At 55.2% G+C, this 10,785-nt stretch carries 12 protein-coding genes; 6 read left to right on the top strand and 6 right to left on the bottom strand.

Going from position 1 to position 10,785, the window contains the following annotated elements:
* Positions 1 to 36: 36 nt before the first annotated feature.
* The gene (locus tag CLR77_RS17075) at positions 37 to 405 is read right to left on the bottom strand and encodes a 4a-hydroxytetrahydrobiopterin dehydratase (protein WP_097461886.1); all 369 of its coding nucleotides are present in this window, start codon (positions 403 to 405) and stop codon (positions 37 to 39) included.
* 199 nt (positions 406 to 604) lie between these two features.
* Here CLR77_RS17075 and imuA point away from each other — a divergent pair, with 199 nt between their 5' ends.
* From imuA to CLR77_RS17100, 5 genes are all read left to right on the top strand, one after another.
* Positions 605 to 1,351 (top strand): translesion DNA synthesis-associated protein ImuA, encoded by a 747-nt coding sequence (gene imuA / locus CLR77_RS17080; protein WP_097461887.1) that lies wholly within the window; start codon positions 605 to 607, stop codon positions 1,349 to 1,351.
* Positions 1,352 to 1,355: 4 nt separating this feature from the next.
* Complete coding sequence (locus tag CLR77_RS17085) at positions 1,356 to 2,759, top strand: Y-family DNA polymerase (RefSeq protein WP_097461888.1); 1,404 nt, start codon at positions 1,356 to 1,358, stop codon at positions 2,757 to 2,759.
* Positions 2,760 to 2,770: 11 nt separating this feature from the next.
* The gene (locus CLR77_RS17090; RefSeq protein ID WP_097461889.1) at positions 2,771 to 5,860 is read left to right on the top strand and encodes an error-prone DNA polymerase; all 3,090 of its coding nucleotides are present in this window, start codon (positions 2,771 to 2,773) and stop codon (positions 5,858 to 5,860) included.
* Positions 5,861 to 6,028: 168 nt separating this feature from the next.
* The gene (locus tag CLR77_RS17095) at positions 6,029 to 6,514 is read left to right on the top strand and encodes a DUF6586 family protein (RefSeq protein ID WP_097461890.1); all 486 of its coding nucleotides are present in this window, start codon (positions 6,029 to 6,031) and stop codon (positions 6,512 to 6,514) included.
* Positions 6,515 to 6,618: 104 nt separating this feature from the next.
* On the top strand, positions 6,619 to 6,870 hold the full coding sequence (locus CLR77_RS17100) for a hypothetical protein (RefSeq protein WP_097461891.1): 252 nt from the start codon (positions 6,619 to 6,621) through the stop codon (positions 6,868 to 6,870).
* Positions 6,871 to 7,000: 130 nt separating this feature from the next.
* Here CLR77_RS17100 and CLR77_RS17105 read toward each other — a convergent pair whose 3' ends face one another.
* From CLR77_RS17105 to CLR77_RS17115, 3 genes are all read right to left on the bottom strand, one after another.
* Entirely contained in the window at positions 7,001 to 7,447 is a 447-nt protein-coding gene (locus tag CLR77_RS17105) for a cell division inhibitor SulA (RefSeq protein ID WP_097461892.1), read from the bottom strand.
* Between the two features lie 97 nt (positions 7,448 to 7,544).
* Positions 7,545 to 8,153, bottom strand: coding sequence for a transcriptional repressor LexA (gene lexA, locus CLR77_RS17110; protein WP_097461893.1), 609 nt, complete (start codon positions 8,151 to 8,153; stop codon positions 7,545 to 7,547).
* A 190-nt stretch (positions 8,154 to 8,343) separates the two neighbouring features.
* Entirely contained in the window at positions 8,344 to 8,616 is a 273-nt protein-coding gene (locus CLR77_RS17115) for an acylphosphatase (protein WP_097461894.1), read from the bottom strand.
* A gap of 186 nt (positions 8,617 to 8,802) precedes the next feature.
* Here CLR77_RS17115 and CLR77_RS17120 point away from each other — a divergent pair, with 186 nt between their 5' ends.
* Positions 8,803 to 9,540 (top strand): glutamine amidotransferase, encoded by a 738-nt coding sequence (locus CLR77_RS17120; RefSeq protein WP_198962802.1) that lies wholly within the window; start codon positions 8,803 to 8,805, stop codon positions 9,538 to 9,540.
* Here the strand turns inward: CLR77_RS17120 and CLR77_RS17125 are convergent.
* Positions 9,516 to 9,983, bottom strand: coding sequence for a DUF1499 domain-containing protein (locus tag CLR77_RS17125; RefSeq protein ID WP_198962803.1), 468 nt, complete (start codon positions 9,981 to 9,983; stop codon positions 9,516 to 9,518). The two genes, CLR77_RS17120 and CLR77_RS17125, sit on opposite strands and share 25 nt — an antisense overlap.
* An 11-nt stretch (positions 9,984 to 9,994) precedes the next feature.
* Positions 9,995 to 10,471 (bottom strand): DUF6231 family protein, encoded by a 477-nt coding sequence (locus tag CLR77_RS17130; protein ID WP_158227230.1) that lies wholly within the window; start codon positions 10,469 to 10,471, stop codon positions 9,995 to 9,997.
* Between the last annotated feature and the right edge of the window lie 314 nt (positions 10,472 to 10,785).

A 10,785-nucleotide genomic window follows, 5' to 3' on the forward strand; every position in this document is an offset into this window, starting at 1 on the left:
GTGCGATATCATAACCGATACGCCCTGCAACGTCAGCTACGGAACCGCCGAAACGCTGTCTGGGGCGCCAGAGGCCAGCGCATCTGTTTTTGCTGCCATGACAAAGTCGTTTCGGTGCAGTCCTTTGATCTTATGGGTCCACCAAGTGACCGTCACCCGCCCCCACTCCGTCAGGATGGCAGGGTGGTGCTGAGCCGTCTCCGCCAGGAGACCGATTTTGTTCGTGAAGGCGAGGGCATCGGCAAAATCCCCAAAGCTGAAAACCCGCTCCAACCGTTTAACGCCGTCGCATTCCCGGATCTGCCAGTTCGGGACCTGCTGACTCAAGACCGCTATGTCGGCCGCCGTTACCCGCGGAGCATCTGCCCTACAGGCCTCACAGGTCTCCTGCTGTAACTCAGACATGAGAAGCTCCTTTCTTATCTATGCCAAGACAATGAGCCTGCGCCGTGAGGCCAGGAGCCGTCAAGCCATCCCATTCAATGCAACACTCCCGGCAAGAGCCTTCCCCAAAATCAACGCAGCCCACCCCTCTCGATAAACAACCTTGCTTTCCTCCCAGTCACAGAATACTGTATATATAAACAGTGTAATTGTGAGCCCCATGAACCCGTTACTCGACCAACTTCTTGAAAAAGGTCATGTCTGGCAAGCGACCCAAAGCCCCAGACCTGACACAGACAGGTACAGCACCGGCTACCCCGAACTGGATACCGGCCTCGGCGGCTGGCCCAAAGGTGCGCTGACAGAACTCCTGCTGCCCCATACCGGCATCGGGGAATTGCGCCTTTGTCTTCCCTTGCTAAAACAGCTCAGTCAAAGCGGACAAGCCATTTTCTGGTTCGACCCTCCTCATATCCCCTATGCCCCCGCCCTGGCCAGAGCCGGCATACAGCTTTCCCAGTTGTTCGTGGTCCACACTAAACACCCCAAGGACCAGCTCTGGGGAATGGATCAGGCATTACGCAGCCAAGCCTGCGGACTGGTCCTGGCCTGGCCGGACCAGCCCCGCCCAGGCGATCTTCGCCGCCTGCAACTGGCAGCAGCTGACGGTGGCAGCAGCGCGTTCATCATGCGCAAAGAAAGCGATACCCAGCAGGCGTCGCCTGCGGCCCTGCGCTTACAGTTACGCCCCCACCCCGACGGGCTCAGCATCACGATCCTCAAGCGGCGCGGAAGCTGGGCGGGCGCAGAGCACGTTCTGAGACTACCCGACCCGGTCACGGGCCAGCCAATACCCTCTCACCCAATGCCGCAGGATAGCCCCGACACAACTCCAGGCACCACAGTGATACAAGGTCCCTGGGCAGCGGAAGACAATCCCGTTCCGAACAACCCATTGCAGGAATAGCTCCATGTTATGGCTGTATATCCACTTCCCCAGCCTGCAGCTCGATCATTATCAGCGGGCACATACCCACCCTATTCCTGTCGCCCTCGTCGATGGACAGCCTCCCCGTGTACGCGAGGCGAACCAGGAAGCCCGTCAGCAAGGGGTCAGCCCAGAGCAATCCATTCACACAGCCGCCAGCCTTGCCCCCACACTTCAGCTCTGCCCCGACGATACAGCGCTTCAGGAGAAACTCCTCTCCCGGCTGGCACAAAGGTGCTATCACTATGCCGCGCACATCACACTTTGTCCGCCCGATGGACTGCTGCTGGAAGTCAGCACCGTCTTGCGCTTACACGGCGGCTTACGGCCTTTGTACCGACAACTGGCTGAGACATTTCAAAAGCAAGCCTATCAGGCATGGATCGCGGGTGGAGCGACTCCCCTGGCCGCACGCCTTCTGGCGCGAAACCATACAGCGCTGTCTGACGACCCCTCCACACAATGGGCCACCCTGAGAAACCTCCCCATCCAGGCCACCGACTTGCCGGTCGGCATCACGGACCGGCTATCTCGCATGGGGTTGCGAAAAATCGGGCAGGTTATGGATCTTCCCCCGCAGGAAATCGCCAAGCGACTGGGCACTGACGTGACGTCCTACATCCACAGATTAAGCGGGCGCCAACCCGATCCGCAGCCGGCCTGGTCTCCCCCCAAGCATTTCGAGGTGCATCTGGATCTGCTCAGGGAGCTGGATACCGTTACGGCCATTCTGTTTCCCTTGCAAAGGCTCTTACAGGAACTGGCCGACTTTCTACGCCAGCACCAGCTGGCCACGGATACCCTGCACCTGAATCTTGAGCACCGTTATGATTCGACAACCCGCTTCCAGATTCGGACTGGCAAACAGGCTCATAACACAGAGACATTTCTCCAGCTCTGTCGCCTGCAATTGGAGCACCATATCCTGCAAGCTCCTGTCGTCCGCATTCAGCTTCGAGTCGACCGCTGGCTGGCAAGGCAACCCGATGCCACGGACCTGTTCGGATCAACAGCCAGCCAGGACAGTCTTCAACAGGCGCTACTGGACCGGTTGCAGGCCCGGCTGGGCCGAAAACACATAAAACGGCCGAACGCCGTACCCGATCATCGTCCCGAAAAAGCCTGGCAGGCCGGCGAAGCTCCAGTGAAGTTCCCCCACCCTCCCTCGCAATGGCCACAAAGGCCCCTCTGGTTCCTGGACAGGCCCCAGCCTCTCCTCGAAGCGCCACAGGACTGGCTTAGCGGCCCGGAAAGACTTGGGGGTGGCTGGTGGGATGGCCAGAACATTCTGAGAGACTACTACGTCGCCCGCCTCACAACAGGACGCATTGCCTGGGTCTTCCGGCAACCACAGGGCGGCTGGTTCATACATGGCTGGTTTGCCTGAAGAGCCACCCCATGGACTACGCAGAGCTACACTGCCTGAGCAATTTCAGTTTCTTGCGAGGCGCATCACACCCGGAAGAATTGGTGAAAGCCGCCATTGAGCAGGGTTACCGGGCTCTGGCCCTGACCGATGAATGTTCTGTCTCTGGCGTAGTCCGCGCTCACCGAGAGGCAAAAGGACAATTACAACTGATTGTCGGTAGTGAATTTTGCCTTGAAGACGCCCCTTTTCTGCTAGTTCTTCTGGCTCCCGACCGGCAGGCTTATGGCCAACTGTGCCGGCTGATCACCATCGCTCGCCGCCGCGCGCCTAAAGGAAAGTACCACCTCTATCTGGAAGACCTCCAAGCCGCTTCTTTAACTCACTGCCTGGCACTCTTTCGTCCTCAGGGGGCATTCGAAGCCAAAAGCCAGCAGGGTGAACTACTACAGGCCATCTTTCCCCAACGCCTCTGGCTGCTCGGCGAACGGTTTTTGGAAAATGGCGAAGAAACTGAATTGGAAGCGCTCAAAGCGCTGGCCATTCGGCTCGACTTGCCGATAGTGGCTGCCGGCGACGTTCATATGCATAGCAGTAATCGCCAGCCGTTACAGGACCTGGTCACCGCCATTCGTCATGGATGTACGATTCATAATGCCGGTTACCGGTTGTTTTCGAATGCCGAACGGCATATTCGAAGCCTCACAAAGCTGGAAAGACTCTACCCTCCCGAATGGCTGGCAGAGAGCATTGCTATCGCTCAACGGTGCAGATTTTCCCTGGAAGAGCTGCGCTATGAATACCCTGCCGAACTGGTACCCAACGGCCACGATGCTCCTACCTATCTCCGTGCACTCGTTGAAAAAGGAGCCCAACATCGCTTTCACAACAAGGTGCCAGACAGGGTGCGGCAGCAAATCGAACATGAACTGGCTCTCATCAGGGAACTGCAGTATGAGCACTACTTCCTGACCATTCAGGACATCGTGGCCTACGCCAGGAGCCAGGATATTCTCTGCCAGGGGCGCGGTTCAGCCGCCAATTCAGTGATCTGCTATTGCCTGGGAATCACGGAAGTGAACCCCACCAAGGTCGATCTGCTCTTCGAGCGTTTTATCTCCCGCAATCGGGGCGAACCACCGGATATCGATGTGGACTTCGAGCATGAACGACGCGAAGAGGTTATTCAGTATATCTACCGCAAATACGGACGAAGCCGAGCGGCACTCGCAGCCACGATTATCAGTTACCGCGCCCGCAGCGCTATACGGGATGCCGGCAAAGCCCTGGGGTTCGACCTAGCCCACATTGAGCAGGTTCTCAGCGGGATTTCATGGCGGGATGGCACCCGGGTCGGGCTGGAACAGATTCGCGAGGCAGGTCTGACGGATAACCCGCAGCTCGGCCGTTATTTCATCACACTGGTCGAGACCCTGATTGGTTTTCCTCGTCACCTGTCCCAACATGTCGGCGGCTTTGTCATCTCAGCAGGCCCCATCGACGAACTGGTCCCCGTTGAAAACGCCGCCATGCAGGGGCGTACCGTCATTCAATGGGACAAAGACGACCTTGAAACGCTGGGATTGCTCAAGGTCGACATCCTGGCACTGGGTATGCTGACCGCCATCCGCAAGACGTTACACCTGATTCAGCAGTACCAGCCAGGCATCGCAACACTTCAGGATATCGGCGAAGAAGACAGGGCGGTTTACAAGATGCTGCAACGGGGTGACAGTATCGGCGTATTCCAGGTCGAATCCCGGGCCCAGATCAATATGCTGCCCCGGTTGAAGCCCGAAAAGTACTACGACCTTGTGATACAGATCGCGATTGTTCGGCCAGGCCCCATTCAAGGGGACATGGTACATCCCTACCTACGGCGCCGGGACAAAATCGAGCAGCCGGACATTCGCAAAGAACTGGAACCGGTACTAGGACGAACTCTGGGCGTTCCCATCTTTCAGGAGCAGGTGATTCGCCTTGCCATGGTTGCAGCTGGATTCTCCGCCGATGAGGCCGACATGCTCCGCCGCGCAATGGCCGCCTGGAAACGGCAAGGCGACCTCGAGCCTTTTCGGTTCAAATTGATTGATGGCATGCTCGCACGCGGCTACACACAAGAGTATGCGGAGCAGATCTATAACCAAATCCGCGGTTTCGGTGGCTATGGCTTCCCTGAATCTCATTCTGCCAGCTTCGCCCTGCTTGCCTATGTATCGGCATGGCTAAAATACCACCACCCTGCAGCCTTTTTTTGCGGCCTTCTCAACAGCCAACCCATGGGATTCTATTCTCCATCCCAGCTGATCCAGGATGCCCGCCGCCATGGCGTCGAAGTACTTCCTGTCGATGTAAATCTCAGTTTCCGGGAACACAGCCTAACCTGGCCGGACAAGTCGCCTGAAGGGTCCCCCGCTATCCGGCTGGGATTTCGCCTTGTTAAAGGGTTATCCATCCCAGGCAGCCAGGCGATCGAAGCCAATAGACCTGCAGAAGGCTTCAAGGATTCACGCCAACTGAAGTATCTAACAGGATTAAACAACACCGACCTGGAAGCACTGGCCAGCGCCAATGCCCTGAGCGCCATAGCCGGGCACCGGTATCAGGCGCGCTGGGACATTCTCGGGCATGACAAGCCTGCGCCATTGCTCCCTCCGGAAACCCGAACACAGCCCGCTGTCGGCATCCAATTACCTGAGCCCAATGAAGGGGAAACACTCCTTGAGGATTACACCAGTATGGGCTTATCCCTGGGACGGCACCCTCTGGCGTTGTTACGGGAACGAGGCCTGCTGAGGCGAATCCTAACGGCAGAAGAGCTGCAAACGCAGGAGCATGGCCATGTTGTGCAGGTGGCAGGCTTGGTCACCGGGCGGCAGCGGCCAGGCTCAGCGTCAGGGGTCACCTTTGTCACGCTGGAGGATGAAACCGGCAATATAAATGTCGTCGTTTGGGCTGTCACCGCACAGCAACAACGCAAGGCTCTGCTGACATCCCGACTATTGCAGGTATCCGGAATCATGGAGCGCCGAGACACGGTTATTCATATTATTGCGGGACGGCTGACCAATCTGACCCATTTGATAGAAGGGCTGACAATCCCTTCACGAGACTTTCGATAAAATACACGCGCCGGATATCCAGATATAAGACCTTATCAGAGGCCAGAATCCTACCGGAACGGCAAAGATGGCAACCTTCAAATCAAGGCCGCTCGGTGGCCCTTACGCAAACATCAACACGTTAATCTGGTACAATAAGGGCAAATTACAAACTGCCAAGGTATGGCTATGGTGACGAAGTGGCAGTCTCTCACTAAGCAAAAGTTGTTTCTTTCCGGGAAACTTCTCGCACTGGCAGGCGAAGCGCAGACTGATGACAGCCCAGCGCAATACCGAGCCTGTCTGGAAGGTGCCCTTGCGTTAACGCTGGAAGGAAGAAGTTTGCTTTTGACCACCGTTGCCGCCATTTACCAGAAAAAGGCCGATATTATTACGACGCTTTCCGGACTAACGTCCAAGGTAGGCGATGACAACACCGACTATCAGGATTTGATGCAATTGGCTCGCCGGACCGATAGCTGGTGGAGCCTTTTAAGCCACTTTGAACATGGATCTCTACATCCCCCCAAGGAACAGAAATCCATATCCAATGACAATATCATTGCGATCGCGATCGAGACAGCACCTCAACTCACGATTGAATCGCTTAACGCAGTCAATCAGGCCATGTCAGCCTGGCTGGCTGAATTATGCGAACGCCATAGCGAATGGTGAGAAACCCAACGAGGCAGGATAACGACTCTCGCAATCCAAACTCATTCATCGTGATGTCGTCTGGCAACCGTAGACGATATCCACATTGAAAGGCGACTGTACTTATGCCGACATCCTTTCTTGAAATCGTTGAATTACCAAACGGCGAATTCGCCTTGAGGCGAGTAGATGATGATCGAGCGCCGCTCGTGAGGATTACTTTCTCACGCGAGGCCCGGGAAATGCTTAAAGACAACGATCTCGCTGTCGCCAAAGCCATGATTACAGCAGGTATTGAGGCAGTAGGCGCGATGACCAACGAGTTCGATATTGAAGAAGAGGATGAGAACGAACATATGCCTCGGACAATTCATTAAGTCATTCCAAGGCATCTCGCCATTGCTTATTGCAAACGGCATGCAGAGCAGAAAGCAGCAGATCCTTGCTGCGGTCATGAAGATCGGAATGGGCGGCGAAACAAAGATGCCGTCGCCCGTTCGAATAAGCCTAACGCATTCTCAAAACCACGCCGTGACTGAGACCGTTGGCAGACGCCTGCTCCAGTCGGGAAAAAATCGCTCGCCCCAGTTTCCGCGTCCACAAAACCACCGCGTGACAGGTCCCGGCCTGCAATGCACGCTCAGCCAATACTTCGGCCGGAAATTGCTCCGACGAACGCAGCACTAGAATCTGACCAGTTAAGGCACCATGCATTTGCTGCCACTTAGAAACCAGCCCCTGAGGCGGATCAATCCATGCCAACCAACGACGCTCCTGATTTAATTGCGAGAGCATCGGCAATAACAGTTGGAAATTTTCAACTTGCCCGGGAGGGAGAATAATTTCCGTCACATTCCCCATCGGCCCTTGAGAGGAACCCTCATCGTTCACCTCGTGAACAGGCACTTGAGGCTCTTGAGACTGAAGATTTTGAGCGAAACTTAACTGTTCCATTGATCCTCTCCTCAGGCAGTGTTACGCCGTACTCTGTGGACAATTCAAACGGTTTGATTCAAGTTGGTGGGCTGCAGTGCGGGTGTTTGCCCGCCAATCAGTGCAGCTCCGAGCGCCGAATAACCCCAACACCGAGGCCCTCGATGAACAGGTTTTGCTCTCGCAAATCCACCTCGATAGGCTTGAACTCGTCATTCTCGGGAAGCAACAAAACCTTGTTTCCTTCTTTCCGGAAACGCTTAACGGTTACTTCATCTTCAACCCGGGCAACCACTACCTGACCATTGTGCACATCCTGTGTGCGGTGTACGGCCAATAAGTCCCCATCAAAAATGCCGATATCCTTCATACTCATACCCCGAACTCGCAACAGATAGTCCGCGGTTGGGTGAAAGAATTCCGGCATCAGTGAGCAATATTCTTCGATATGTTCCTGCGCAAGAATAGGATTGCCAGCTGCGACCTGACCGACGATCGGCAACCCGGACTCCGAGCCGTCGTCGGGTAAACGAATCCCCCGACTTGCCCCTGGCACCATTTCTATAGCGCCCTTACGGGCCAACGCTCTCAAATGTTCCTCGGCGGCATTTGCAGACCGAAACCCCAGTTCCTGGGCAATTTCCGCGCGCGTCGGCGGATAACCCGTTTCATCAATGTAACGTCGAATCAGTTCGAGAACTTCCGATTGCCGATTGGTCAATTTCATGGGGCAACAGTCCTGTCTGTTTATACAGTGAATTCACTATATACAGTATTTCATCCAGTGTAAAGAACGGAGGCTAAAGAGTTTCTAGCAATGGAGACAGAGGACAAAACGCAGTTTTCCCTTCAAAGGGAGATTCGGTGACGTCAAACATAAAGCGGAAAGGCTATTGGTGAGGGGCGATATCAAAACGTTACCTGATGGTAAAATCCGCGGGCAGCACTTCGTTGACCTGTTGGATTTCGACATCCATGACTTTTGCTGCATCCGGGCCTTTATGAAGCCACTCAACAAACAGCGCCAAGGACACTTCATTCCCACACGCCAGGACTTCGACACGCCCATCATAGAGATTACGGGCGTAGCCTCTGATATCCAGCTCTAACGCTCGTTCACATGCCGAAGCGCGAAAGAACACTCCCTGTACACGACCGGAAATCCAGGCCCGGATACACTTCTTCGACATACGGTCCTTCCCCCTTGATCTGACAAGTTGCCGATTGCCAGCGGAAATTGTCCGGGTTGACGGAGTGCCGTCCCCACAGGACTCACTTTGTGCCCATACTAAGCAATCATCAAGGCCCTAGCCTTCGAGCGACCGACTTCCTACACTGCAATACAGACTCCCCCTTTTACCCCATAGAGGCTGCAGGTGGCCACGATACTTATCGTCAAAACCGGATCGACATACCCGGAAATCGAGAACCGCCATGGAAATTTTGAAGCGTGGTTTCAGCGAATCATATCGCCCTTGGGTATGCACAGTGTGACTTGGTACGCCGTAGACGAGCAACGGCCATCTCCACACGAGCGCTATCAGGGCATAGTGATCACAGGATCACCTGCCATGGTATCCGACAAGGCGCCCTGGAGTGAGCAGGCGGCAAGGTTTATTGCCAACCAGGTTTCGCAGGGAGTACCGGTACTCGGTGTTTGCTTCGGCCACCAACTGCTCGCCTACGCGATGGGGGGACAGATAGATTATCATCCCCAAGGGCGCGAGATAGGAACACTTGAGGTGTCGTTAACCGACGCTGCCCGGGAGGATATCCTTTTGTCCGCCCTTCCGCCCCGCTTCTGTGCCCACCTGACTCACATGCAGTCGGTGATATCGCTCCCAGCCAATGCCACCCGGTTGGCATCCAGCAACCATGAGTCAACACAAGCATTCCGAATCGGGCATTCCGCATGGGGAGTACAGTTTCATCCCGAATTCACCCCGGAAATCATGCATGCCTATATCGACCGCTTAAGTCAGCGGCTGGAGGAAGAAGGACTCGCGACGCAGGCAATTCGCAAAGCCGTACGCGACACGCCGCACGCCACTTCAGTGCTACGACGCTTTGCTCAGCTCATTAAAGAAGGCTACTTCGACAAAACTCCGGCCTGACGCAGCTGATCGCGAAGACCTTCCAGGCGACGACGATTCTTACCCAAATCGCTGTAGCCAACCCTTGACGCTGAGCGAAGTTGTATTAGGCCTTCGCTCGGCTGATAGAGAAATTCCAAATCATCAACGAACCGAAAAACCAGCGTCGTCGCTTCCACTCGCAAGTAATTCGCCTTGTTGGAGACAATTTTCATACGGGGCGACTGAGCAAGGATTTTTCGGAGTACGCTCCAGCCTTGCGAATCCACGTGAAATGGCGCGATATAGTGGGTCTCGTCAGACTGCGCCGAGAAGCTGGAAACGCAGTTTGGTGAACTCGGACAAGGTGCCAGAACACCATTAGCCTGCACCCCCAGATAATTGGGCGCCGCCGTACTGCACCCCGCAGTAATGGAGAGAATCGCCATTAAGGCGAACACCCGGTACACACTTTTCATCATCATATGTGCTCTTGTTACCAGCGGTATTTACCCCAGTTTTCCGGATTAGCCCAATGTTCAGGACTGTTCCAATCGCGCTTTCGGTTATATGTTTCAATGTCGTAGGTGTAAAGCGACATTCGCTCCATCTCATAGTGACGGAAGCGCTGAAATCCCAACTGGATAAAGATATTGAAATCCCAGGACGGCGTACCGTCGATAATCGCCACCGCTAGACTGGTTGCCCCAAAGTTTCGGAATTGTCCCAGGAACAATGCCCCCTCAGCCTCACTGAGGTTTTCAAGTGTATCCGTTATCAGTGCTAGCCGATGTACGCCAGTCGGCGCCCAATCAGAATTGATTTCACTGGGATTTTGCCGAGTTACGGCCACCGGCTGGGGGCAGCTTTTCTGCCATCTGTCGGCAATGCTTTCTGCGGTTTTACCACAAACATAAAGACTTTCCGGATGCTGACGCTGAACCATCATCCATAAATCATCTTCTAACACCATCGTCAGAGCCCCCACGCCGGCCGAGTATTGTCGACACACCTGAGCGGATCCTAACATACGACGTCCCCTACGCTGCCGGATCTATAGAGACAAGAGAAAACGTTACATGCCTTCGCCTGGGAGGAGGCGCCATACAGCGCGACTGCATGAGAGGTGTTCAGTGACGTGCCGAAGAGCGGTGTAATGGGCCGTTCAGCCGGAGGAGAGGCCGCGCGGCGTCCAACGCCGGCGCATAAAAAAGCCCCGGCAGCTTTCGCTGTCGGGGCTTGGTATTAAGAGCCTGACGATGACCTACTCTCACATGGGCATATGCC

This window comes from Mangrovitalea sediminis (assembly GCF_002514725.1).
Lineage (GTDB): Bacteria > Pseudomonadota > Gammaproteobacteria > Pseudomonadales > Oleiphilaceae > Mangrovitalea > Mangrovitalea sediminis.

Excerpts from the sequence above, each read along its gene's own strand:
- CLR77_RS17075 (WP_097461886.1), bottom strand. The coding sequence starts at position 405 with ATGTCTGAGTTACAGCAGGAGACCTGTGAGGCCTGTAGGGCAGATGCT.
- imuA (WP_097461887.1), top strand. The coding sequence starts at position 605 with ATGAACCCGTTACTCGACCAACTTCTTGAAAAAGGTCATGTCTGGCAA.
- CLR77_RS17085 (WP_097461888.1), top strand. The coding sequence starts at position 1,356 with ATGTTATGGCTGTATATCCACTTCCCCAGCCTGCAGCTCGATCATTAT.
- CLR77_RS17090 (WP_097461889.1), top strand. The coding sequence starts at position 2,771 with ATGGACTACGCAGAGCTACACTGCCTGAGCAATTTCAGTTTCTTGCGA.
- CLR77_RS17095 (WP_097461890.1), top strand. The coding sequence starts at position 6,029 with ATGGTGACGAAGTGGCAGTCTCTCACTAAGCAAAAGTTGTTTCTTTCC.
- CLR77_RS17100 (WP_097461891.1), top strand. The coding sequence starts at position 6,619 with ATGCCGACATCCTTTCTTGAAATCGTTGAATTACCAAACGGCGAATTC.
- CLR77_RS17105 (WP_097461892.1), bottom strand. The coding sequence starts at position 7,447 with ATGGAACAGTTAAGTTTCGCTCAAAATCTTCAGTCTCAAGAGCCTCAA.
- lexA (WP_097461893.1), bottom strand. The coding sequence starts at position 8,153 with ATGAAATTGACCAATCGGCAATCGGAAGTTCTCGAACTGATTCGACGT.
- CLR77_RS17115 (WP_097461894.1), bottom strand. The coding sequence starts at position 8,616 with ATGTCGAAGAAGTGTATCCGGGCCTGGATTTCCGGTCGTGTACAGGGA.
- CLR77_RS17125 (WP_198962803.1), bottom strand. The coding sequence starts at position 9,983 with ATGATGATGAAAAGTGTGTACCGGGTGTTCGCCTTAATGGCGATTCTC.
- CLR77_RS17130 (WP_158227230.1), bottom strand. The coding sequence starts at position 10,471 with ATGGTGTTAGAAGATGATTTATGGATGATGGTTCAGCGTCAGCATCCG.